Source organism: Bacillus sp. A015 (assembly GCF_053851875.1).
Window position 1 is genome coordinate 34364 of record NZ_JBSPZB010000009.1, and the last position, 24129, is coordinate 58492.

19 protein-coding genes and 3 pseudogenes are annotated in these 24129 nt (G+C 42.0%); 15 read left to right on the plus strand and 7 right to left on the minus strand.

What is annotated here, in order from left to right; all coding sequences use genetic code 11:
• Nucleotides 1-918: a methylisocitrate lyase gene (prpB, locus tag ACSLGF_RS09835; RefSeq protein ID WP_456004832.1), complete on the plus strand. Its 918-nt coding sequence runs from the start codon at nt 1-3 to the stop codon at nt 916-918.
• A gap of 34 nt (nt 919-952) precedes the next feature.
• On the opposite strand, the gene ACSLGF_RS09840 is transcribed toward prpB, so the two are convergent.
• Both ACSLGF_RS09840 and ACSLGF_RS09845 read right to left on the minus strand, forming a co-directional pair.
• Nucleotides 953-1615 (minus strand): lysozyme family protein, encoded by a 663-nt coding sequence (locus tag ACSLGF_RS09840; RefSeq protein ID WP_456004834.1) that lies wholly within the window; start codon nt 1613-1615, stop codon nt 953-955.
• Between the two features lie 97 nt (nt 1616-1712).
• A complete protein-coding gene (locus ACSLGF_RS09845; protein ID WP_456004837.1) occupies nt 1713-3038 on the minus strand; it encodes an APC family permease in 1326 nt (441 codons plus the stop codon).
• A gap of 187 nt (nt 3039-3225) precedes the next feature.
• Here ACSLGF_RS09845 and czrA point away from each other — a divergent pair, with 187 nt between their 5' ends.
• Complete coding sequence (gene czrA, locus ACSLGF_RS09850) at nt 3226-3555, plus strand: Zn(II)-responsive metalloregulatory transcriptional repressor CzrA (RefSeq protein ID WP_007500691.1); 330 nt, start codon at nt 3226-3228, stop codon at nt 3553-3555.
• Between the two features lie 213 nt (nt 3556-3768).
• Here the strand turns inward: czrA and ACSLGF_RS09855 are convergent, their stop codons facing one another.
• A complete protein-coding gene (locus tag ACSLGF_RS09855; RefSeq protein ID WP_456004839.1) occupies nt 3769-4293 on the minus strand; it encodes a mother cell-specific membrane sporulation protein in 525 nt (174 codons plus the stop codon).
• A gap of 118 nt (nt 4294-4411) precedes the next feature.
• Here ACSLGF_RS09855 and ACSLGF_RS09860 point away from each other — a divergent pair, with 118 nt between their 5' ends.
• The 6 genes and pseudogenes from ACSLGF_RS09860 (at nt 4412) to ACSLGF_RS09885 (ending at nt 9733) form a co-directional block, all read left to right on the plus strand.
• Nucleotides 4412-5344: a helix-turn-helix transcriptional regulator gene (locus ACSLGF_RS09860; protein WP_456004842.1), complete on the plus strand. Its 933-nt coding sequence runs from the start codon at nt 4412-4414 to the stop codon at nt 5342-5344.
• A gap of 54 nt (nt 5345-5398) precedes the next feature.
• Nucleotides 5399-5929 (plus strand): GyrI-like domain-containing protein, encoded by a 531-nt coding sequence (locus ACSLGF_RS09865; protein ID WP_456004845.1) that lies wholly within the window; start codon nt 5399-5401, stop codon nt 5927-5929.
• A pseudogene (locus ACSLGF_RS09870) lies at nt 5910-6361 on the plus strand (MBL fold metallo-hydrolase); the annotation flags it as partial. The gene ACSLGF_RS09865 and the pseudogene ACSLGF_RS09870, both read left to right, overlap by 20 nt.
• A 320-nt stretch (nt 6362-6681) precedes the next feature.
• On the plus strand, nt 6682-7563 hold the full coding sequence (locus ACSLGF_RS09875) for a hypothetical protein (RefSeq protein ID WP_456004848.1): 882 nt from the start codon (nt 6682-6684) through the stop codon (nt 7561-7563).
• Entirely contained in the window at nt 7526-8131 is a 606-nt protein-coding gene (locus ACSLGF_RS09880; protein WP_456004851.1) for a DUF4166 domain-containing protein, read from the plus strand. The genes ACSLGF_RS09875 and ACSLGF_RS09880 overlap by 38 nt, the downstream gene beginning before the upstream one ends.
• Nucleotides 8124-9733: pseudogene (locus ACSLGF_RS09885) on the plus strand (YndJ family protein). Before ACSLGF_RS09880 ends, ACSLGF_RS09885 begins: the two are co-directional and overlap by 8 nt.
• Here ACSLGF_RS09885 and ACSLGF_RS09890 read toward each other — a convergent pair.
• Nucleotides 9730-10199 (minus strand): annotated as a pseudogene (locus ACSLGF_RS09890) (hypothetical protein). The pseudogenes ACSLGF_RS09885 and ACSLGF_RS09890 sit on opposite strands and share 4 nt — an antisense overlap.
• A 259-nt stretch (nt 10200-10458) precedes the next feature.
• Here ACSLGF_RS09890 and csaA point away from each other — a divergent pair.
• The 3 genes from csaA to ACSLGF_RS09905 all read left to right on the plus strand — a co-directional run bounded on the left by csaA (nt 10459) and on the right by ACSLGF_RS09905 (nt 14350).
• On the plus strand, nt 10459-10791 hold the full coding sequence (gene csaA / locus ACSLGF_RS09895; RefSeq protein WP_456004854.1) for a chaperone CsaA: 333 nt from the start codon (nt 10459-10461) through the stop codon (nt 10789-10791).
• 535 nt (nt 10792-11326) lie between these two features.
• Nucleotides 11327-12718, plus strand: coding sequence for an MFS transporter (locus ACSLGF_RS09900; protein ID WP_456004856.1), 1392 nt, complete (start codon nt 11327-11329; stop codon nt 12716-12718).
• Nucleotides 12719-12742: 24 nt separating this feature from the next.
• A complete protein-coding gene (locus ACSLGF_RS09905; protein ID WP_456004858.1) occupies nt 12743-14350 on the plus strand; it encodes a glycoside hydrolase family 43 protein in 1608 nt (535 codons plus the stop codon).
• A 46-nt stretch (nt 14351-14396) separates the two neighbouring features.
• Here the strand turns inward: ACSLGF_RS09905 and xylR are convergent, their stop codons facing one another.
• On the minus strand, nt 14397-15557 hold the full coding sequence (gene xylR, locus ACSLGF_RS09910; RefSeq protein WP_456004861.1) for a transcriptional repressor XylR: 1161 nt from the start codon (nt 15555-15557) through the stop codon (nt 14397-14399).
• Nucleotides 15558-15769: 212 nt separating this feature from the next.
• Here xylR and xylA point away from each other — a divergent pair, with 212 nt between their 5' ends.
• From xylA to ACSLGF_RS09925, 3 genes are all read left to right on the plus strand, one after another.
• Nucleotides 15770-17107, plus strand: a complete 1338-nt coding sequence (xylA, locus tag ACSLGF_RS09915) for a xylose isomerase (protein WP_456004863.1) — start codon at nt 15770-15772, stop codon at nt 17105-17107.
• A gap of 37 nt (nt 17108-17144) precedes the next feature.
• On the plus strand, nt 17145-18644 hold the full coding sequence (xylB, locus tag ACSLGF_RS09920; protein WP_456004865.1) for a xylulokinase: 1500 nt from the start codon (nt 17145-17147) through the stop codon (nt 18642-18644).
• 89 nt (nt 18645-18733) lie between these two features.
• Nucleotides 18734-19420: a glycoside hydrolase family 11 protein gene (locus tag ACSLGF_RS09925; RefSeq protein WP_456004867.1), complete on the plus strand. Its 687-nt coding sequence runs from the start codon at nt 18734-18736 to the stop codon at nt 19418-19420.
• 50 nt (nt 19421-19470) lie between these two features.
• Here ACSLGF_RS09925 and ACSLGF_RS09930 read toward each other — a convergent pair whose 3' ends face one another.
• Both ACSLGF_RS09930 and ACSLGF_RS09935 read right to left on the minus strand, forming a co-directional pair.
• A complete protein-coding gene (locus ACSLGF_RS09930) occupies nt 19471-21513 on the minus strand; it encodes a molybdopterin oxidoreductase family protein (protein ID WP_456004869.1) in 2043 nt (680 codons plus the stop codon).
• 128 nt (nt 21514-21641) lie between these two features.
• The gene (locus tag ACSLGF_RS09935) at nt 21642-22838 is read right to left on the minus strand and encodes a cytochrome P450 (RefSeq protein ID WP_456004871.1); all 1197 of its coding nucleotides are present in this window, start codon (nt 22836-22838) and stop codon (nt 21642-21644) included.
• A 473-nt stretch (nt 22839-23311) separates the two neighbouring features.
• Between ACSLGF_RS09935 and proC the strand changes: the two genes are divergently transcribed.
• A complete protein-coding gene (proC, locus tag ACSLGF_RS09940; protein WP_456004873.1) occupies nt 23312-24109 on the plus strand; it encodes a pyrroline-5-carboxylate reductase in 798 nt (265 codons plus the stop codon).
• The last annotated feature ends 20 nt before the right edge of the window (nt 24110-24129 follow it).

Here is a 24129-nt window from a genome sequence, read left to right on the forward strand (position 1 = left end):
GTGTGGATCGTGAATGATGAAACGAGTCAAGCTGATTTAGCCGCAGCCTTTAAAGAGAAAATGAACAAATCAGCTTTATTTCAAATCCCAGGCGTTCACGATGGAATGTCTGCGCTCTATGCGAAAAAAACGGGCTTTCAAGGGCTCTATTTATCAGGTGCAGCTTTTTGCGCGAGCAAAGGACTGCCTGACCTCGGCATGATCCATTCAACAGAAATGGCGGAAAAAGCGAAGGAAATCATTCGAGCTTCTCAATTGCCTCTTTTGGTGGATATGGACACAGGCTATGGCGGTGTATTAAATGCAGCAAGGGCAGCAAAAGAAATGGTTGAGAGCAAGGTGGCGGCTGTTCAAATCGAAGATCAGCAAATGCCGAAAAAATGCGGGCATTTAAACGGGAAGTCACTTGTTCCAGTAGAAGAGATGATCGCAAAAATCAAAGCCATCAAACAAGCGGCACCATCGCTTTTGGTCATTGCTAGAACCGATGCAAAGTCCGTTAACGGGATGGAGGATGTCATCCGCCGGGCCAATCTCTATGTAGAAGCAGGAGCTGATGCCATTTTTCCTGAGGCGCTCATCACTGCAGAAGACTTCACGCATGCTTCAAACCATATCAAAGGACCGCTCCTTGCAAACATGACGGAGTTTGGCCAGACGCCTTATTATCATGCAGACGAATTTTCCATGTTTGGCTTTCAAATGGTCATTTATCCTGTGTCATCACTCAGAGTCGCTGCAAAGGCGTATGAGCGCTTATTTACAGAGATCATGGAAAAGGGAACGCAGCAAGGAATACTGAAGGACATGCAAACGAGAAAAGAGCTGTATGAAACAATTCATTATGATGAATATGAGGAAATGGATCAGCATTTAGCGAAAACGATTCTGCCGGAAATCGGAAAAGAACATCAATAAATTGAAAAGCACTTCCTACACGGAAGTGCTTTTTTTACGATGATGGTGTGGATGATGAAGCCAATTTCATCTTTTCTTCAACTGTTTTCGTTTTTTCTTTTACTTTTTCAGCATAAGTGAAATCACCATAGCAATAAGGATAGCGGAAGTTATCTTTGTTGCTCCCGCACGTATAAACTTCGGGGTTTCGTTTCACTTGCTTTTTGGAGTATTGCTTTGCCAATTTCTCGGAATGTTTTCCCCCGTTTTTTGCAACAAAATCAATATAGCCGATTCCCATGTTATAGCTTTGAATAATGGTTTCCAAATCAACGCCTTTTTTCTTCCCATGCTTGTACATGGTCGAAAAATGATGGACTCCTTGTCTAATGCTTTTCTGAGGGTCATTGATTTCATTTCGTTTCAAACCAAGAGATTCAGAGGATTGCATTGGATCTCCGCCTCTGCCTTTTGATTCTTGATACATCATACCGAGGATTAACGCGGTATATTGATCTAAATCTTGATCTCTTAACTCTGTTTCTACAAGCGGTTTGTAATCATCCAATCTCGACAAAACAATTGATTCCGTATCAATCGGCAGCTTTTTTAACTCCTTTTGATTAAAGGAAATGACAATGGCTGCTAATACGAAAACAAACAGAAAAATCGTGAAACAGCCTGAAATGGCAAAACATCCTGTTTTTTTCTTTTTCAAGGCCAGTTCACCCCTGTTTTGCCCCGCTTTTAAAAGGGAAGTACAGCCTTTTTATTATGCCACATCCTGCACCAGATACCAAGTGAAAACCTTATGATCAATCATACCCAAACGTAAATTCAGGTCTTGTTTTCAGCCTGTAGCAGAAATAAAGGAAACCGATAATGAGCCAGGCCATTCCAATGATTAATGCATTTGTACTGATGCTTGTTAACAGCCAAATACAAAAGGCCGTTCCGCAAAGAGGGATCATTGCATATCTCAATGTGTTCAGTACACCTCTTTGTTTATGTCTGACGAAATAGTACGCAAACACAGACAAGTTCACAAAAGTGAAGCCAATCAATGCGCCGAAGCTGATAAATGAATAAATGACTTCAAGCTCGCCAATAACTGCGGTTAAAGAGAAAACACCGATTAATAAAATATTAAAAACAGGGGTTTTCAATGTTGGATGAATATAACCGAAGAAACGCTTCGGTAACGATTGATCTCTTCCCATTGCATATAACAGCCTTGCTGCACTCGCGTGTGACGATAATGAGGAAGAGATGACAGCGACCATCGTGCCAGCTAAAAAGAACGAGTGGAGAAATGCGCCACCCACAAATTCCGCAATTTCAAGTGAGGCCGCATCTGGATGCTTGAACTGCTGGAAATTTGGAAACACCTGCTGCAAAAAATATGAGGTAAGGGTAAACAGCACGCCTCCAATGGCGACCGTTAAGAAAATCGCAAGAGGAATCGTCTTTTTTGGCTTAATGGTTTCCTCAGACATGGTCGAAATCGCATCAAATCCTAGAAAAGAAAAACATAAAATGGTCGCCCCTGAAAAAATAAGAGCCGGGTCTAAGCTAGCTGAATAAAAAGGCCGGGCTGACAATAATTCCCCACTGCCTGCGTTTTGCGTGAGTCCATAAATAATAAACCCAACAAAGGTGACGGCGACAATGACCTGAAAGGTAACAAATAGCGCCGTAATGTTGGCTGTAAGCCGAATACCGATTACATTGACAGTCGTTATGGCGATAGCAAGTATGATGATCCAAATGTAATGAGGTACATCGGGAAAGGCTGCGGTTAAATAAGCACTTCCGATAGCGAAATTCACCATAGGCAAAAATAAATAATCAAGCAAAAGCGTCCAGCCTACAAGGAAGCCGACGTGAGGATGAATACTTTTTTGCGCATATGTATATGCAGATCCTGCTTTTGGAAAAGCTTTCACCATATTCCCATAGCTAAGCGCTGTCAATAGTAATGCTAGTAAAGTAAATATATAAGCTGCAGCTACGTGTCCTTTCGTCAGCTGAGCAACAATGCCGTATGAATCAAATACGACAAGTGGATCCATATAAGCAAGCCCGATCACAACAAGTGGAAAGACAGTCAGGCTGCGTTTTAGTCTTGGCTCTTCAATCAATTTGCCTATCAGCTCCTCTAAAAAAATGAATAAATAATGCTCATTTTAAAAAGAATGCTACCAAGTGTCAATGCTATTTGAATAAATCTTTTTTCTAAAGGTGTGTAAGCTTTGCACGCCGCACGTTTTGGTATATGATAATACATAGAATAAGTCGTGATTTGACTGACAAGAAAGGTGAAGCGAAATGAAGGAAGAACTGAATACAAATCAAGAGCAGGAGCGGATGGAGCTGGACGAAGAAAGTCTATTTCTTGTCTCACAAACATTTAAAGCCTTATCTGATCCGACACGTATTCGTATCCTGCACCTGCTGTCTCAAGGTGAACACTCGGTAAATGATATAGCGGAAACACTGAATCTTATGCAATCAACCGTTTCTCATCAGCTGCGCTTTTTAAAAAACCTTCGTCTTGTGAAATCTAGACGAGCAGGGACCTCGATTTTCTACAGTCCTGAAGATCAGCATGTGATGGAAGTGCTTGAACAAATGATTCACCATGCACAGCATGATTGATAAAAAACCCAGATTATTGACAAAGGGCTAAAATGAACTTTATTTTAGCCCTTTGTCTTCTTTTCAGCGTGATAGAAAACCTTTGCAGTCTAGGAAGGACGAGTACTGGAGCGGAGCGAATTTGACATTCGTGAGCACCGGCACGCAGGACTGACACCGAATGCGAGGGTTTGTCTACACGCTGAACCTTCCTACTTTCTTATAGGAAGGTTTTTATGCATGATGCACATGACTCGATCTTTTATTTGCTTTCATCATGTGATAAGAAAAAACAATATAGTAAGCAGCTAGTAGAAAAAAGCTGAGCATGGTCAGGGCATCATCGCTTACAATATGCTGATACAATTCAATGACATCAATCTTCGTCATTGAATGTTTTGTCAGATCGACTAATTTCAAGGCAAATCTCGATAAAAACAAGCATAAAATGAAGCTTTCAATCCATTTACTTGTTTTGACATAAAGCCTGCCATTTTCTTCTTTCATGCGAATCGTCTGATAGGCGTGAACGGCCAGACTGCTACCGAAGATCATGCCAATGGCGGCATAGATGAAGATACTGTGATTTTGCCATCCTTCTGTCATAAGAATAAGGGCAGTGAAACCAAATACATACATTCTTATCAAAAGACTTACCGGGCGTACGAGCTGATAGCGTCTTATTCGATTCATTCGAATGATCATGCAGATCAATATGACGACCCCGACAATGAACAACTGCCACACGTTATGTGTCATGATGCAACCTCCTCCTGCACATGCAGGGATGTAAACGAATGCTGGCTGTTACTTATCTTTACCATTCTTTCTTTTTTTATCAAATCAAAACCTACATTTATGAAAAAGAGGAAAAGTCATGAAAATTGATCGCATTTTGTCTATTGTGATGCTGCTCATTAGCAAAAAGCAAGTACAAGCGAAAGAGCTCGCTGAACTTCATGAAGTGAGCGTGAGGACCATTTATCGTGATATTGATACTATCAATCAAGCCGGGATTCCTGTTGTGACAACGCAAGGAGCAGGCGGAGGCATTTCACTTGTTGACGACTATCGTTTAGAGAAAAAATTATTCACCGATGATGACATCGAGCTCATTTTAACAGCCCTTGAAAGCATGACGAGTGCATACACCTTTAAAAAAAGTGAGCATGTACTGAAAAAAATCAAATCCCTGATTCCGTCTCAAACAGATGAAAGCGAAAAACAGCACCATATCTTCATTGATTTAAGCTCCTGGGGAAAAGACAGCCACTTAGAGAAGAAGCTCCAGCTCATTCATACAGCTGCCTCAGAGCACCAATATATTCAGTTCACCTATCGCAATGCGAAAGGAGAAACACTTCCTCGGAAAGTGGAGCCTTACACGCTCGTCTTAAAAGGAAGGCATTGGTATTTGTATGCGTTTTGTTGTGTGAAAAAAGCCTTTCGTCTGTTCAAGCTCACAAGAATGACAGACCTCATCACGATTTCAGGGTTTTTCCAACCGAAAAGGATCAAAAACGAAGAGAAGCCTTGGAATGACTCTTGGCACGAAGCACATTCAGTAAGCACACTTATGCTAAGAGTAACAGAAGCATCAGTTGGCAGAGTGAAGGAGTGGGTGGATGAGAACGAATTAATCGTATGTTCAGACGGAACCTATCTTGCAGCAATCAGCCTGCCTCAAGATGATTGGTTATATAGCTTCCTATTCCATTTAGGACCAGATGTCGACATTATCTCACCGCAGCATGTCCAGGAAGCATTTGATCTCCAGTTGAAACAATTTCTTTTACCTAAAGGAACTTGACACAGTGTTGTCAGGTTTCTTTTTATAAGATGGTAAAAAAGGAGATGAGAATGTATGTACGATATCGTGACATTAGAGAAATATTTGATCAAAGGGTTGTCTATTCGAACAACGAATGAAATGGAACGGACGGAAGAACGGAAAATTGTACCTCTTTGGCAGCAATTTTTCGCGCAGCAGCTTCATGGCGGGAAAGCGCCTGTCATCGGGCTATATTCAGATTATGAAACAGATGAAAATGGCTCATATTTATTTACAGCGGGACAATTTGTGGATCATCATGTGGAACATGCAAAAGAGATTCCCGCGTCCACCTATGCAAGATTTCAAACGAGAAAGGGACCGATTGAAGAGGTTGTGCTTGAAACATGGCAGCAGATTTGGAATTGGGATCAGCGTTATTTTCGCACATATACAGGCGATTTTGAATGGTATGACGAAAGATCAATTGATCCAAAAGAAGCGCAAATTGATATTTATATTGCGGTTGATGGAAAAATAGTTGCTGAAACTAATGATATTAGTTCATATAAAACGAACGACATTAGTTTTAGGGGGACACATGATAAGAGTGACAACTTTTGACCGCCTGCACCAGCTCACATTGATGCCGCGTCTATTTCCGGTAAATTGTTATGTATTTGAGGAAGAGAATGGACTGATATTAATTGATGCTGCTTTAAAAATGGCAGCAAGCTCGATCATTGAATTTGCGCACAAAAAAGACAAACCGATATTCTTACCCATAGTCATATGGATGATATCGGCGCACTAGATGAAGTGAAAAAGGCTTTTCCAGAGGCAATCGTTTATTTATCGAAACGAGATGCCCGCCTTTTTGCTGGTGACTTTTCCCTCCTTCCCGGTGAACCTCAGCAAAAAATCAAAGGTAGTTTTTCGAAAGACATTCACACAAAACCCGATGTGCTTGTCGAAGAAGGGGACGAGATTGGGTCACTTAAAGTCATCGCAACACCAGGACATACATCTGGGAGCATTTCTTTATACGATGAGAGGAAATGACGCATGTAGTAAGAGGACTCAGAAGCTTACTGCATGGCTTTGGAGATATTTCAAATAAAAAGGGACTTCAATGAAAAGAACAGCTTGAAGATAGTGTGAGTTATGCGGTCCGGCTTTATATCGCAGGCATGCAGCAGCAAGACGATCTGTCTCATTGGCAGGTCTTTTTTATGTATCGAACCGATATCATGAAAAGGGATATAGTGCTTCGTGAATATAAATTTTTTTGACAGAAAACCAATAAAGATTTGACAGTTTTATGAAACATGGTATGCTTATTATGTGAAATAATTCACATAGAGGAGTAGAGGCAGATGAAAAGAAAGCCTGTTTATGTGGAAACAACCATTCATGCACCTATAGAGGAAGTATGGGAATATACGCAAAATCCAAAGCTTCATGAACAGTGGGATTTGCGATTTTCAACCATTTCTTTAAATGGACCTAGAGATGAACAGCCTCAATCCTTCTTGTATGAAAAACATCTTGGATTCGGTATAAGCGTGACAGGGACAGGAGCGTATCGAACAAGAATGATGGATGAGCGCAATGAAAGAGCGTCCTCGCTCAAATTCAAATCGTCACATCCTTTATCTTTCATTAAAGAAGGTGGCGGCTATTGGAAGTACAGGAAAACGAACGATCACATTGTGTTTCAAACTCAATTTGATTATGAAACGAAAGAAGGAAAAGGGTGGAAATGGGCAGACCGATTCTTTTTTCGGCCGATGATGGGCTTTATGACCGCCTTTAGTTTTGGCGCATTAAAGACGTGGCTTGAAAAGGGAACACATCCCCGTTTGCTGTTAGAGAGAACACTTGCCCATTACGGGATTTGTTTGCTATTTGCCATCGTCTGGCTATGCCAAGCGATCATTCCTTTTTCACATTCTGCTTTTGATCATAGCACCGGGTTTCGATTGTTTTATGGTCTTTTAGGCGTTTCATGGCTGGTTCCTAAGCTATCAAAGAAATATGTCTTCATTCTACAAAGCATTTTTCTGCTTATGATGCTTTGTATAGGAATCCTATCCCCTGAAACGACCCTTCATGAGCCGCTTGTGGTGAGTGCATTTTTCATCTTGTCGATTGCCGGAATGATTAATTTAAAAGATTGTGTAGATGTGTTTTCGATCAAACGAAAAAGGGGAGGTAGACATGGTCGTTCATCATCACCAAGTAAAGGATTACGATAAGCTGCATCCGAAATTAAAAGAGCGGTACAACCGCGCGTTTACTGCCGAAGGGATCATGGAGGAAATAGGCGGCGGGACGAGGCTCATCCGATTTTTCTTCAGAATAGGTCCATTGTTTCGCTGTTTTTTCCCTGAGAGAGGGAAAAACATTCCCTTTCGAATTGTGAACGAACCCTTTATGACAAACAAGGGAGAGGAAGGAATGCACTGGTTTCGTACGTTCTATTTCCCTGAGAGGGAAAGACATTTTGATGCAGATATGATCATTGATCAGGAGAGTCATAAAGTACTAGACTACTTTGGAAAACCTAGACTTCTTATGTCAGAGCTTCATTTTACAGTAACGGAAAATGGGTGCCTGCACATTCAATCCGGTAAGCAAAAATGTCTGATGTTAGGGCGGGAATTGCCGCTGCCTTCATGGCTATATGGTGTGTCAGATGTCATGGAAGGCTACGACGAGCATGCAGGTAAGTATACAATTGATGTGCATGTGAAGAATCGCCTTTTTGGAACTCTTTTTACCTATAAAGGCCGGTTTACTGAAAGGGTGCCTCATGATGAATAAATGGCATTTGACCTTTAGCATTATCTTCATGTCTTGTTTTCTCGCTACCCGTTTGTTGACAGGCCCGATAGCAGAATTCTTTGTCCTTCTTGCGATTTTGTTTTTTCTTCCCGCTGTATTACACTTTTTCGATCAGGAAGGGAAAAAGCGGCAGAAGGGGTTGCTTATCGGCATTTTAATGAAAGCCTTTCCATTTTCTGCTCTCTGTGCAACTGGTGCATTTATCTATCATTCTGCTTGGTTTGCATCGGGATGGCTTGTCTATACAGTGGTTCTAGCTTTATTTGGTTTAACTCGTTTGCTGAAAAGAGGAACCTTTCCACTGCATGAGCTCATGATAGATGGTGCGTTTATGTATATCGCTTTAGGTGGGCTTTGGTTTTGGCTGTACACGGCAGATATACAAGTGATGACATTTTCGCCGCTTATTGTTCTTTTGACTGCTATTCATTTTCATTACTCCGCTTTTTTTATCCCGCTTTTTTATGGGTTATTAGGGAGGCAGCGGATAACAGAGACGCTTTTATACAAAGCAAGTGGCTGGGTCATTTTGCTGGCACCCGTGATGATTGCTGTTGGGATTAGCTTCTCCCGTCTATTTGATACGTTCAGCGTCATTCTTTATGTGATCGCACTCTACGTGTATGGAATCCTTTGTATGAAAACAGGGTTTCGTTCAACTGCGGCAAAAGGGCTGGTTGTGTTTTCTAGCTGTATGTTAATGGGGACCATTGTTTTATCTCTTCTTTATTCTGCTGGCATGCTCATGCGCGTGACCTACATAAGCATTGATCAAATGATTTGGTTCCATGGCAGTATCAACGCATGTTTTGTTATTTTACCAGGTCTGATTGGATGGCTGATCGATTGAACAAGAAGGATTTTCCGATTTCGAGGGTTCACGGTCGTTTTCAGTTGATGTCTTTTCAAAATGAAAGCATGCATGATAGCGAGAAGATGGGTTTAGTAGATTCGCTTGAAGAATTAAATGGAAAGACGTTTTCAGCTGAAAGGGTGTCACCTGTTATTCGCAGGTTTTATGAGGACCCCATGCAATTTACGTTAAAAGCAGCAGTCAATTTTCATTGGTGGGTGAGGCCTTTTGTCTTTTTACTTCAACCAGCTTTTAAAAAAATAGGTCAGCTATATTTGGGGTCGTCTCGTATTCCGTATGAAATGCCGGGAAGTCTTTGCAGATTTCAACACCCTAAGGAAGAAAGAGAGAATGTGCGTGCGTGGATTCGTCACAACGAGAAAGGTGAGCAAGTCTTTTTTGCGCTTTATGCTCATCATCACAATGCAGATGCGGGTTATATGAATATTGCTCTGCCGCTTCCGTATTCACAGCTTACCGCCATTTTAAAACCTTTTAATGAGCAGGAAGACTTTCTATTAAAAAGCAAATGTCGAAAAGGCAGTACTGGTGACGAAGGATTGTATTTGCATACGCCTTTTATCACCATGAAACTGCCTATGGAAGAGAGCTTTCATATGAAACCGGAGACAGAAGAAAGTCTCACAGCGGTTCATCAAATGAAGCTGTTCGGTATTCCTTTTTTAACGATTCAGTATCATATTGACAGCGAAAGTCATCTATTTTAGTCAATGATGTCACATGGTTCACCGTGCCGAATGATGTTCACAATCGCTTGCCCGTCACTCGGATGATGATCTGCATACTGTACTGGCAGCAGCGCAAAAAATACATAGTAAACTGAGAAGTAAGCAAATTGATAGAAAAATTGATGTTCTGGCAGGAAATCATTGGCGATCATTGTATTCAATATGAGAACACTGAGCAGGTTGCATAATGATCCGCCTAAGTAGACAAGAATGTGCGACAAATGGGGTTATTTTTCCTCAATTCTTCATAATGGCAAAATGCAGCTAGAAAATAGATTCGTCTAATTTCAACTACACCTATTTTCAGCCCTTTTTTGCCTCTGCCAAGCGCAAAAGAAACCTTTGCCCCAAACATCCATGCGACCACAATATGGCCTAGCTGATGCAGGATGGCACCGATAGGAAGAATGACGAAAAACGACCACATATCTGATAAGGTAAACAAGTGTTAACCCTCCCTGAAATATTCGAGAGGAAGCAGTAGGATTATTTGCCATTTCACAGAATTCATTTTCAAGATTTTAATAGACTGCAATAAATTCATTATGTAAACTAGTGAGTGATGTTGGCGCTGAATCGGCTTTTTGAACCCGTTTTTTAAAAAATTGGGTGTGCTACAATGAAGACATCAACGAGAGACTAGCGGTCATCTAGCAGATGAGGAATTGAGTGCTTATACCTTTAAAGGAAGAGGAGAGATTCATATGGCAGATATTGAACAGTTTTTGGCCTTAGATATGCGTGTTGGGACAATAATAGAAGCAGAATTTTTTGCAGAAGCCAGAGTACCTGCACTGAAACTAAAGATTGATTTTGGTGACGAAATTGGTCTAAAGCAATCTAGTGCACAGCTGACAAAACGTTATACCGCTGAGAATCTGATCGGCAAACAAATCGTGGCAGTCGTCAATTTCCCGCCAAGAAGAATTGCAGGATTCAAATCAGAAGTGCTTGTCTTAGGAGGCATGCCGTCAAAAGAAGACGTTGTTTTGCTTGCCACAGATGAGCCGGTTGAAAATGGGACGAAAATAGGATAAGAAAAAAGACATCTTCAACAGAAGATGTCTTTTGCGTATTGAGGCGGAATAACCACACGCCACATTCGTGTGTGTCTCAAAGAGACATGTTACCCGACTTACACAATTCAGCTCATCGCTTGATTAATATAGCATGGGATGAGCTTGAATGCAACCATTAAATGATTTCTCTCTTCATTTGTCGTCATTTTAGAGGATATTGAACCTCATATGAAAGAAAAAATGACAAGATATCAATTATTTGGATTATTTTTTCAAAAAAGATTGAAAAGTCAGATCAGATTTTATAAAATGAATTCATCTTAGTTTGTTTAGTCAATAAACTAAGATGAGGATCACCAGTTTATCCGTTCACTATAGGGGATGATTCCATCATTCAAATGATTGACTGCGTATGTGGGCTAAGCTGAATGGTTGAGAGATTCAGCTTCATTTTTGCAACGAATTGAAAGCGCTTTATATTTTATGTATTGATTGCTGCTGCCCTGCACCATCTGTTCGTTAGAAGAGGCTAAGTAAAGAAGGGAGAAAGTTCATGGTTAGTGAGAATTTAAAGAAGATTCGTATGTCTGAAAAAGTGGGATATGCTTCAGGAGATTTCGCATGTAATTTAATTTATGCAACTGTCTCTACGTATCTATTATTTTTTTATACAGATGTATATGGTTTATCAGCGGCAGCAGCAGGGACGATGTTTTTGGTTGTTCGCGCCATCGATGCGCTTGCAGATCCTTTTATTGGGGCAATGGTTGATCGAACGAACAGCCGTTTTGGCCGCTTCAGACCTTACTTGTTATTCGGTGCGTTTCCCTTTGTGGTACTCGCAATCCTTTGCTTTACGACACCTGACTTTTCCGCTATGGGCAAACTTATTTATGCCTACATCACGTATGTCGGTTTATCGCTTACATACACGTTCATCAACGTTCCTTATGGGGCTTTAACATCCGCAATGACAAGAAATAACCAAGAGGTTGTCAGCATTACGTCTGTTCGTATGGTTTTTGCAAATCTCGGCGGTTTGGTTGTTGCTTTTTTTGTTCCTTTTCTTGCGACTTTATTAGGCGATACAACAGGAAATACAGCACTTGGCTGGCAGATGACGATGGCATTTCTCGGCGTTCTTGGCGGCGCATTACTTATTTTCTGTTTTAAAAGCACGAATGAACGCGTCATGCTTCAAAAGCCTGAGGAAAAGATTAAATTCAGCGATATCTTTGTCCAGTTACGAGTGAATCGTCCGCTTGTTGTGTTAAGTATTTTCTTTATCATTATTTTTGGCGTGAACTCGATCAGCAACTCAGTAGGAATTTATTATGTGACATATAACCTTGGCAGAGAAGATTTAGTGAAGTGGTACGGACTCATTGGCAGCCTGCCAGCTTTAATGGTGCTGCCGTTTATTCCGCGGCTACACAAGCTGTTAGGAAAGAAAAAACTGCTGAATTATTCATTATTGCTGAATATCGTAGGTCTTCTTGCTCTACTTGTGATACCGCCGAGTCAAATTGTTCTGATTCTTCTTTTCAGACTCGTCGCTGCTGCTGGGAGTATTACAGCAGGTGCTTACATGTGGGCGCTCATTCCTGAAACTGTTGAATATGGCGAATATAAAACAGGGAAAAGGATGGGCGGGCTCATCTACGCAGTGATTGGATTCTTCTTTAAATTTGGCATGGCATTAGGCGGGATCGTTCCAGGTCTTGTACTCGACCGGTTTGGCTATGTAGCGAACCAAATGCAAACACCAGAAGCATTACTTGGCATTTTAATCACTACAACGGTTATTCCTGTATGCTTGCTTATTTTAGCGATGATTGATATTAATTTTTATAACCTGGATGAAGAAAAACATCAAAAAGTCGTGAGGGAGCTAGAGAATAGGGATCAGGTGTATGTCGATCATATTGACGATTTTAAAATGTAGATCATTGAAAGAGGAGGGAGATCAATGAAGATTACCAACCCAGTGCTAAAAGGGTTTCATCCGGACCCGAGTATTTGCCGCGTAGGAGACGATTATTACATTGCGGTCTCTACATTTGAATGGTTTCCAGGGGTTCAAATTTATCATTCGAAGGATCTTGTCCATTGGCGGCTCGCCGCGCGCCCTTTGCAAAAAACATCTCAACTAGACATGAAAGGAAATCCCGATTCAGGAGGGGTATGGGCACCGTGCTTAAGCTATGCCGATGGCCAGTTTTGGCTCATCTATTCAGATATTAAAGTAGTGGATGGTCCGTTTAAGGATGGTCATAATTATTTGGTCACGGCAAGCGAAGTCGATGGCGAGTGGAGCGAACCGATTCGGCTCAATAGCTCTGGATTTGATCCGTCTTTATTCCATGATCAAAGCGGGAAGAAATACGTATTAAATATGCTGTGGGATCATAGAGAAAAGCACCATTCCTTTGCAGGTATTGCCTTGCAGGAATACAGTGTGCCTGAAAAGAAACTGATCGGTCAGCGGAAGATCATTTTTAAAGGCACGTCTATTAAACTGACGGAAGCCCCGCATCTTTATCACATTGGTGATTACTATTATTTATTAACGGCAGAAGGGGGCACCCGGTACGAGCATGCGGCCACGATTGCCCGGTCCTCGCATATTGAAGGGCCTTATGAGGTTCATCCTGATAACCCGATCTTAAGTGCTTTCCATGCGCCTAGCCATCCGCTTCAAAAATGCGGGCATGCCTCAATTGTTCATACGCATACAAATGAATGGTACTTGGCTCATCTCACGGGCCGTCCGATTCAATCAAATAAGGAATCTATTTTTCAACAAAGAGGTTGGTGTCCTTTAGGAAGAGAGACAGCGATTCAAAAGCTCGAATGGAAAGATGGCTGGCCTTATGTGGTGGGCGGAAAAGAAGGAGCACTGGAGGTTGAAGCGCCAGCAATAAGTGAAAAAGTCTTCTCTCCAACGCACCATACAGTCGATGAATTTAAAGAATCAGCGTTAAATAGACATTTCCAAACATTAAGAATCCCTTTTACTGATCAGATTGGTTCATTGACGGAGAACCCTCATCATTTAAGGCTATACGGTCAGGAGTCTCTTACGTCTAAATTTACCCAAGCGTTTGTTGCAAGGCGCTGGCAAAGTTTTTATTTTGAAGCTGAGACAGCTGTTTCATTCTTTCCAAAAAATTTTCAGCAAGCCGCTGGTCTTGTGAATTATTATAATACGGAAAACTGGACAGCGCTTCAGGTAACATATGACGAGGAGCTTGGCCGTATCCTTGAATTATCCGTCTGCGAAAATCTGACCTTTTCTCAGCCGTTGACAAATAAAATCGTCATTCCAGACGAGGTCACGTATGTGTATTTAAAAGTGACCGTTCAGAAAGAGACGTACAAATATTCTTATTCTTTTGACCAACAAGAGTGGGAGGAGATTGATGTGCCGTTTGAATCAAGCCATTTATCCGATGATTTCATTCGCGGAGGGGGATTTTTTACAGGGGCATTTGTCGGCATGCAGTGCCAAGATACAAGCGGCGAGCGTCTGTCAGCTGATTTCAACTATTTTCGCTATGAGGAAACAGGTGAATAAAAAAAGACAACGCTCTAAAAGTTGTCTCTTTTTATCAGTTAGCGGTTCATTGTGAAAGGGTAGCAACATGCAGGAAAGCTTCAGTGACAAGAGATGTCATCCCTAACGCCGGTGCGTTGTGCCCTAATGATGAAGGGAGCAGCTCAACACGTGAACTGAATTGTGCATCCATTCTAGAGGATACCTCATCTTGAATGACACTCAGAACCGCTGGCTGTGATTCAATGACCTTGTTTCGTAAAATAACGGCTTGCGGGTTAAAGGTGTGCAGGACGTTTGTGAGACCCACGCCAAGATAAAAGCCAAAGTTGCGCAAGGCATTGAGTGTTTTCATATCATTTAACTTTGCCAGCTGTTCAATGTCTTGATAGGATACGTGCTGGTCATTTGTTTGAAGTGACTGAAACAATGCTTTCTCAGATGCATACAGCTCCCAGCATCCACGGTTTCCACAGCTGCATGTTGGTCCATTAAAGTCGATCGTCATATGTCCCATTTCACCAGAAAAACCGTATGCGCCTCTATATAAATGATGATTGAGAATGATACCGATTCCAATTCCAGTGCCGATGCTTGCATAAATCAGGTGGTCATAGTGTTTTGCGGCACCAAATATTTTTTCGCCATATGCACCGGCATTTGCTTCATTTTCAATGAAGACCGGTACTTGGAAGGTATCTTGGAGCGTTGTTTTCAGGTCAACATTTTTCCATTTTGAATGAGGTGTAAACACGATTTGTTCATCTGCATCCACTAACCCAGGTATACAAAGGCCAATGCCAATAAGCCCGTATGGGGAAGAGGGGATTTGTGCGATCAACTGTTGAATCAATTCAATTAATATGCGTATGGTTACATCAGGAGAGCTTGATGGGAGCTTGAGCTGCTCTTCATGGATAATAGATCCTTCAAGGTCTGTTAAAATGCCGTTTACATAATCCACACCAACATCAATGCCGATTGAGTATCCTGCACGTTTATTAAACATGAGTAAAACAGGTCTTCTCCCGCCGCTAGATTCACCTTGACCGATTTCATAGACGAGATGTTCTTTCATTAACGTACTCACTTGAGAAGAAACAGTTGATTTATTTAAACCAGTGCGTTCAGATAATTTCGCTCTAGAGATTGGCGCATGATGGAGGATTTCTTTTAGCAATAGCTTTTGATTTATTTTTTTCACAAAGTTCTGATCAGCGATATCCACGTTATCCACTCCATTTGTTTTGTCTTTAGATTAAGTTGAAAAAAGGTACTTTTTTACGAATGTATTTCATGAGAAGTATGATTTTAACTTTATTATAACGAAAATATTTCTAAAAAACTAAAAAATATGGAAAATCCAAAGAGATTTGATGACAAATTCATAGTTAGTTTGTTGGATGGACTTACAAAGTGAATTCATAGGAGGAATCAAGAATGGTCAAATCAAATATGAAATCCTTACGCAGTTTAGAGGCGATTGGCAAAATTCAATATGAAGGAAAACAATCAAAAAACCCACTTGCTTTTAAATATTATGATCCGAACGAAATGATTGGCGGAAAAACAATGAAAGACCACCTGCGTTTCTCAGTCGCTTATTGGCACACATTAACTGCTGATGGAACAGACATGTTTGGAACGGGCACCATGCAGAGAGCCTGGGACTCCTATAGCGGAATGGATTTGGCGAAAGCTAGATTAGAAGTGGCTTTTCAGCTTTTTGACCTATTGGAGGTTCCATATTTTTCATTCCATGACCGTGATATTGCACCAGAGGGAGACACGCTTCAAGAGACGAACCAACAGTTAGACATCATTTTAGAAAGGATGAAAGATTACATGCAGCAAAGCGGGGTGAAACTGCTGTGGAACACTGCCAACATGTTCAAGCATCCCCGGTTTGTACACGGCGCAGCGACATCTTGTCATGCAGATGTATTTGCCTATGCGGCCGCGCAAGTCAAGAAAGGAATTGAAACCGCAAAAGAACTCGGTGCAGAAAATTACGTTTTCTGGGGAGGACGAGAAGGTTACGACACACTGCTGAATACAGATATGAAAAGAGAGCTTGACCACATGGCGACATTTTTGCACATGGCTGTTGATTATGCAAAAGAAATTGGGTACACCGGTCAATTTTTAATTGAGCCAAAGCCAAAGGAGCCGACAACCCATCAATATGACTCAGATGCAGCGACATCTATCGCCTTTTTAAAGCAATACGGATTAGATTCACATTTTAAATTAAATATCGAGGCCAATCATGCAACGCTAGCTGGTCATACATTTGAGCATGAATTACGTGTAGCAAGAATTCATGGACTGCTCGGGTCTGTTGATGCGAACCAAGGCAATTCGCTTCTAGGCTGGGACACTGATGAATTCCCAACCGATTTATATGCCGCAACACTGGCCATGTATGAAATTCTGCAAAATGGCGGACTTGGAACTGGGGGTCTCAATTTTGATGCAAAGGTCAGAAGAGCCTCCTTTGAACTTGAAGATATTTTGTATGCCCATATTGCGGGAATGGATGCGTTCGCAAAAGGGCTGCGGGTGGCTCATAGACTCATCGAAGATCGTGTGTTTGAAGATGTGATCAAGCACCGGTACCGCAGCTTTTCTGAAGGAATTGGACGCAACATTTCAGAAGGGAAAGCAAACTTTCATACATTAGAAGAGTATGCTTTGACGCATCCTTTCATCAGAAACGAATCGGGAAGAGAGGAACAGCTGAAAGCACGATTGAATCAATACTTGTTAGAAGATTAATTGAATAGGCGGACCTGTTTTGAAGGAGTGAAAAGACATGAAGTATGTGATGGGAATTGATCTTGGAACGAGCGGAGTCAAAGCGATATTAGTAGATGAGAGCGGAAAGGTGTGCTGCGAAGCCTCTAAGCCTTACCGCCTCATTCAAGACAAACCTGGATATTGTGAGCAGCATCCTGAGGATTGGATAGAGCAGACGATTGCTGCAATGAGAGAACTCATGGCGAGGCAGCCTGTTCATTCAAGGCGAGTAGAAAGCATCAGCTTTTCTGGACAGATGCATGGTTTAGTTTTATTAGATGAATCACACCAAGTGCTCCGCCCCGCAATCTTGTGGAATGATACAAGAACGACAGCGCAATGTACACACATCACAAAAAAGCTAGGGGACCGGCTGCAAAAGATCACTAAAAACCAGGCGTTAGAAGGATTCACACTGCCAAAATTATTGTGGGTAAAGAAACATGAACCAGATATTGATCAACAAATAGACATGTTTTTACTCCCGAAGGATTATGTCAGATTTCGATTAACCGGCGCTATTCATATTGATTATTCCGATGCGGCTGGCACTTTACTGTTAGATATCGGAGAACAGACGTGGAGTAAGGAGATTTGTCAGGCATTTGATATTCCTCCTCATATTTGCCCGCCGCTTGTCTCATCAGATGCGGAGGTCGGTACACTTTTGCCTCAAGTTGCACGGGAGACTGGGATCAAAGAAGGTGCGAAAGTCTTTGCAGGGGGAGCAGATAATGCGTGCGGGGCAATCGGTGCTGGCATTTTGTCATCCGGTCACACGTTATGCAGCATTGGCACATCCGGTGTCATTCTCTCCTACGAAGAGGACCATGAAAGAGAGCTGCAAGGAAACTTGCATTTGTTTCATCATGCAAAAAAAGACGCTTTTTATACAATGGGTGTCACTCTTTCAGCAGGATATAGCCTTGAGTGGACAAAATCCTTACTGGCTCCAGAAGAATCGTTCCAAGCGCTTTTAGAGGGTGTGGCTGATGTAGCGCCAGGAGCGAATGGTTTGCTCTTTACCCCTTATTTAGTTGGAGAAAGAACGCCATATGCGGATTCAATCATTCGCGGAAGCTTGATTGGATTAGACAGCAGGCATGAAAGGGCGCATATGGTCAGAGCTGTGCTAGAGGGAATCACCTTCTCGTTAAATGAATCAATTGCTTTATTCCGGCAGGCAGGAAAAAGAATAGATTCTATTGTGTCCATTGGCGGCGGTGCGAGAAGTCAAACATGGCTTCAAATGCAGGCAGATATTTTTCAGGCGGCGGTCATCCAGTTAGAAAATGAACAAGGGCCTGCTTTAGGTGCAGCGATGCTTGCAGCGGTTGGCTGCGGATGGTATCCATCACTTGAAGCATGCGCTGATCAGTTTATCCATCAAGCGGCCGTATATGAGCCAAGTCAGCAGCGTGTTGATGTCTATGCTCATCTATTTCGTTTGTATCAAAGCATTTATACAAAAACAAGAGACATACATGTCGGTTTAAAGCAGTATCGTTCCATCTAGCAAAGAGTCGTTACATGAAAGGAGGTGATGGGCTCGTTTCATCTTAGGGATGACAGAACAATAAGGATGAAAAAAGGGAGGAATAAAGAATGAATTTCAAAAGGTTGAGGCTATTGTTTGTGATGTGCATTGGACTGACGCTTATACTGACTGCTGTACCAGCTCATGCAATGACGATTACCAATAATCAAATGGGTAACCATAGTGGCTACGATTATGAATTATGGAAGGATCATGGAAATACATCGATGACACTCAATAATGGCGGGGCATTTAGCGCGCAATGGAACAATATCGGAAATGCTTTGTTCCGAAAAGGAAAGAAGTTTGATTCCACTAAAACTCATCATCAGCTTGGCAACATTTCCATCAATTACAACGCAAACTTTAACCCAGGCGGAAATTCGTATTTATGTGTCTATGGCTGGACACAATCTCCACTAGCTGAATACTACATTGTTGATTCATGGGGCACGTATCGTCCAACAGGAACACATAAAGGAACATTTACTGTAGATGGAGGCACATATGACATTTATGAAACAACCCGCGTCAATCAGCCTTCCATTATTGGGATTGCGACCTTTAAGCAATATTGGAGTGTACGTCAAACAAAACGTACAAGCGGGACTGTATCCGTCAGTCAGCATTTTAAAAAATGGGAAAGCTTAGGGATGCCAATGGGAAAAATGTATGAAACAGCATTAACTGTAGAAGGCTACCGAAGCAATGGAAGTGCGAATGTGATGACCAATCAACTGTTTATTGGACGATAAAAAAGATCATAAAGAAAAGCCAGCAGTCTCGTTGCTGGCTTTTCCCCTTTCTATGATAATTTTTCAACCTCGACTCTGCCAGAAAAGAACGTGGCACCGCCGCCCATATCTGCCAAACGATCAGGTGTTAATCCATTGACCAAATGCTTTTTGCCTTTTTGATCCGCCCATAATCCTTGACTGACCACAACGCCAGATAACACATTGTGACCGACTGAAACGACAAGCTCACATTCTCCCCGATCATTCAGCACACGCACCATATCACCATCTTCAATCTTTCTCTCTTTTGCATCTTGTTCATTCATATGAAGCTTCGGAAATTTCTCAAGCTTTTGATGCTTTTCATGAAGTGAGAAGGTGGAATTAAGAAAATTATGGTTCGGCCCCGGTATAAAGGTAAGCGGATAATCACTTTCCTGATAAAGGGGTACATAGGTTGGAAGTGCTGGATATCCGTCTTGCTTCATTTGTTCAGAGTAAAGCTCAATTTTCCCGCTTGGGGTAGGAAGCTTTAAGTCTTGGAAAGCCCCTCGTTTTGCTTTAATCCACTTTTTTTCTTTTAATGCTTCATATGAAATGTTTTCATAATGCGGGTTTTCCGGGTGATGAAGGGCTTGTTCCATGAGTTCCGCATCTGTCTCGCGGAAGGCGTCATCTTCAAAGCCCATGGCACGAGCCAAAAGGCGAAATACTTCAGTGTTTGATTTGCTTTCTCCATAGCGTTCAATGACTGGCTCTTGAATTTGAATATAATGATGCCAGTACGATGTATAGAAATCCTCGTTTTCAAAGGCAGATGTCGCCGGCAGAACAATGTCTGCATATGCGGCTGTCTCTGTAAGGAACAAGTCATGAACAACTGTAAATAAGTCCTCTCTCAGCAAACCTTCTCTTACTTTATTTGCTTCAGGTGTTACGACGGCTGGGTTGCAAGAGTAGACGAAAAGTGAATCTACGGAAGGCTTTGCATTCGTCAGCACACTGCCTAGCTGATTCATATTAAATGTTCTAGGCGAGCGTTCCTTTAATAGATCCGGCCGCTGAAGAGCTGTTTCATTATAGCTGAGAAAAGAAGAGTTCGATTTCATCGCACCGCCGCCTTTGTGCAGCCATTGACCAGTCAGGGCAGGGAGGCAGGCGATGGTTCGAATACTCATCCCGCCATTATCATGATGCTGCAAACCATTGCCAATGCGAATTAGAGATGGTGATGTCTCTGCATACATTCTTGCAAGTGCGATGATATCGTTTTTAGGGACACCCGTGATGTGCTCAACAGTTTCTGGATCATACTGCTTCACATGCTCGCGAAGCTCCTTGTGGCCGACCGTGTATGTCTCTAAAAATGAAGCATCTGTACGCTCCTCTTCAAAAAGGACATGCATGATGCCAAGTGCAAGCGCACTGTCAGTACCAGGTCGAAGCGGGATGAACCAATCTGCCATCCGGCCGGTTTGATTTTTGTGAACATCAATGACAACAATCTTTGCCCCTTGCTTTCGAGCTTTTTGAGCCAAGGTAATTTGGTGCATATTGGTCGACACAGCATTGATGCCCCAAAAGATAAATAGTTTTGTATGAATGGTGTCTTCTGGATCTGTCCCAATGCTTGCGCCCATTGTATATTTATAGCCAGTCGTTCCAGCTGACTGACAGATGGTTCGATCCAACTGACTTGAACCAAGACGATAGAAAAAGCGGCGGTCCATTCCCTCTGCATTAAGATTGCCCATGTTTCCATAGAAGCTGTAAGGTAAAATACTTTCTGCACCTTTTTCTTCGATCAGCTTTGTCCATTTTTGCCGAATGGTTTCAATGGCTTCTTCCCACGTAATCGGCGCAAACTGGCCGTCTCCTTTTCGGCCAACACGTTTTAAAGGAGTCGTCAGTCGTTTTTCATCATATAAGCGGGCTGTGACATTTCGCACTTTGTTGCATATGTTTCCTTGTGTCACAGGATGGTCTGGATCTCCCTGAACTTTCACGATCTTTCCGTTTTCTTTATGTATTAAAAGACCGCACTGATCCGGGCAATCTAACGAACAAACTGATTTGAATATTCCGTCTTTCATTGCTGTATAATCGGTCATGAGTTTTTGGCTTCCTTTCTGCATTCCGTTATCGCTTTGTATGGACTATATTTTAGCATGTTCGGAGATGGAAGGTAAGAAAGAGATGATGAATTGAAGAAAATGAAAAAAGGCCCCTAAAGGGACTTTTAACATCGGGTAACCTGTACTGGGAATTCTTTTACCCCAAAAACAAACGTGCTTTGAATTGGGTTTAGCCTATCTGCTGCACAGGTGATCTCCTGAAACGTATGGAGTAAAATATCAAGCGCAATATTACACTCAAGCCGGGCAAGAGGTGCACCAAGACAAAAGTGAATACCAAAACCAAAGCTCATATGAGGATTTGATTTCCGGTCAAGGCGGAACGTATCAGGATCTTCGAATTTCCGTTCATCACGATTCGCAGAAGCAACCCAGCTGATGAGGTAGTCTCCTTTTTCAATACGTGAGCCTGCGATCTCAACATCCTCTGCTGCAACTCGCCCAATTGCTTGAACAGGCGGATAATAGCGTAATGTTTCCTCTGTTAATTGAGGAATAAGAGAAGGATCTTGCCGCACTGATTCGGCGATATGAGGCTGCTCTGTAAGCAGTCGTACTGCATTTGTGATGAAATTGGTCGTTGTCTCATTACCAGCAACGAGTAATAGAATACAAAAGCCAAGTAGTTCATTTTCCGTTAAACGCTCACCATCAATTTCCGCTTGAATGAGAAGAGAGATCAAATCATCAGCAGGTGTTTCTTTTCGTTTTTGGATCAAATGAGCAAAATAAACGGACAGCTCTTCTTCTGCGCGTTTCTGCATGTCTACAACCGCCTGAATGGCTTCTTCTGATTCATCCTTAGCCCCTGCCACAAGAGCATCAGAATGTTTCTTAATCAGCTCTCTGTCCTTTACCTCTGCACCGAGTAGCTCAGCGATGATCATCACAGGCAGGGGAGCTGCTAGATCTTGAACCATATCAAATGTACGTTGATCCTTGACTTGTTTTAATAGATCATGTGTCAGGTCTTTGATCTTTTCCTCTAATTGCTTGATCGCTTTTGGCGTGAATGCTTTATTCACGAGGGCTCTCATCTTTGTATGTTTTGGAGGGTCCATTGTTAAAATACTCGTTTTAGACGTGCTTCTTCCTCGCTGTGATGAGAACACTTTTGGCTGCCTCAGAACGGACTGGATATCAGCATATCGAAAGAGATCCCAGCACTTTCTAGTCTCATCGTATCTAATATCACCCTGCGCACGTAAATCATTGTAAATAGGGAACGGGAAAAGAAGGTCATCAGTGGATCGGATTTCTTTCATTGGAATGACATTGACGTAGTTTTCTTTCACTTTCATTATGAACGCTCCTTTTTCACTTGATTTCCCCTTCACGGTATCACCAGTAAAATGGCATTTCAACGGACATGCTTTCTAAAATATGTCAATAGTCTAATCGAAATATTCAAGAACATTCATCGTATAGGAAAATAGAAAGTCATCAAAAATGATAGCGCTTTCTAAAAAAGAATTGAAGTCACCGAAACCAAAAATAAAATGGTGAATTCAGTCGAACGAAAGGGTACTATGAATCAAATATTCATAGTTCTTTTGAACTAAATTTCTGATTTGGAAAAACACGGCTAACATACATACAGCAAGCTGTTCACCGTGCATTCGGGACTTTTGAAAAGCGCCGGCTCTTTCTTGACACGATTTCTCATCATGTTACGATAACTAACGTACGTGGGAAAAACACGAACAAAAAGCGAACGAGGGAGAGGATCAATATCATTGATCAAAAGAAAGTTGCTTTCATTGGAGCAGGTTCTATGGCGGAAGGAATGATTGCAGGTATTGTGCGATCAGGACAGCTGCCGCTCAACCATATTTACGCAACAAACAGAAAAAGTCAAGTTCGATTGAATGAACTAACGAAACGATACGGGATACAAACAGCCGCAATGGATTCATTTCCTTTTGAAGAAATGGATATCTTGATCCTGGCAATGAAGCCAAAGGATGCTGAAACAGCACTTGAATCATTAAAACCTCATATTCAGCCAGATCAGCTCATCTTGTCTGTACTTGCAGGTGTTAAGCAATCGTATATTGAAGACATGCTGCATGGGGGTCAGCCCGTCATGAGGGTGATGCCAAATACGTCAAGTACGATTGGGGCGTCAGCGACCGCTCTATCTGCTGGACGTTATGTGAAAAAAGAACATGTGAGCATGAGTCAGGCCCTTTTATCTGAAATGGGAGAAGTCTATACCATTCAGGAAGAGCAAATGGATATTTTCACAGGAATTGCCGGAAGCGGGCCAGCCTATTTTTATTTCTTAATGGAAAGAATCGAAGAAGCAGGAGAAGAAGCAGGTTTATCAAAGGAAATGTCTCGCCAAATCGGTGCACAGACACTTCTCGGTGCAGCGAAAATGCTTCAAGAAACAGCTGAAAATCCTTCTGTCCTAAGAGAAAAAATCACGTCACCGAATGGAACAACTGCTGCAGGACTGAATGCATTAGACGATTTTGGCGGGGGAGAAGCAATCAAGCAGGCCGTCAAACATGCCGCCAATCGATCAAAAGAGATAAGTGAACAGCAAAAACAAAAAGTAACGATATAAATAGAGCCTCAATACAGGAG

Coding starts and splice junctions, on each gene's coding strand:
- ACSLGF_RS09930 (WP_456004869.1), bottom strand. CDS start 21,513: ATGACCGATTATACAGCAATGAAAGACGGAATATTCAAATCAGTTTGT.
- ACSLGF_RS09860 (WP_456004842.1), top strand. CDS start 4,412: ATGAAAATTGATCGCATTTTGTCTATTGTGATGCTGCTCATTAGCAAA.
- ACSLGF_RS09905 (WP_456004858.1), top strand. CDS start 12,743: ATGAAGATTACCAACCCAGTGCTAAAAGGGTTTCATCCGGACCCGAGT.
- proC (WP_456004873.1), top strand. CDS start 23,312: ATGGCGGAAGGAATGATTGCAGGTATTGTGCGATCAGGACAGCTGCCG.
- xylB (WP_456004865.1), top strand. CDS start 17,145: ATGAAGTATGTGATGGGAATTGATCTTGGAACGAGCGGAGTCAAAGCG.
- ACSLGF_RS09925 (WP_456004867.1), top strand. CDS start 18,734: ATGAATTTCAAAAGGTTGAGGCTATTGTTTGTGATGTGCATTGGACTG.
- csaA (WP_456004854.1), top strand. CDS start 10,459: ATGGCAGATATTGAACAGTTTTTGGCCTTAGATATGCGTGTTGGGACA.
- czrA (WP_007500691.1), top strand. CDS start 3,226: ATGAAGGAAGAACTGAATACAAATCAAGAGCAGGAGCGGATGGAGCTG.
- ACSLGF_RS09875 (WP_456004848.1), top strand. CDS start 6,682: ATGAAAAGAAAGCCTGTTTATGTGGAAACAACCATTCATGCACCTATA.
- ACSLGF_RS09900 (WP_456004856.1), top strand. CDS start 11,327: ATGGTTAGTGAGAATTTAAAGAAGATTCGTATGTCTGAAAAAGTGGGA.
- ACSLGF_RS09865 (WP_456004845.1), top strand. CDS start 5,399: ATGTACGATATCGTGACATTAGAGAAATATTTGATCAAAGGGTTGTCT.
- ACSLGF_RS09880 (WP_456004851.1), top strand. CDS start 7,526: ATGGTCGTTCATCATCACCAAGTAAAGGATTACGATAAGCTGCATCCG.
- xylA (WP_456004863.1), top strand. CDS start 15,770: ATGGTCAAATCAAATATGAAATCCTTACGCAGTTTAGAGGCGATTGGC.
- ACSLGF_RS09935 (WP_456004871.1), bottom strand. CDS start 22,838: ATGAAAGTGAAAGAAAACTACGTCAATGTCATTCCAATGAAAGAAATC.
- ACSLGF_RS09855 (WP_456004839.1), bottom strand. CDS start 4,293: ATGACACATAACGTGTGGCAGTTGTTCATTGTCGGGGTCGTCATATTG.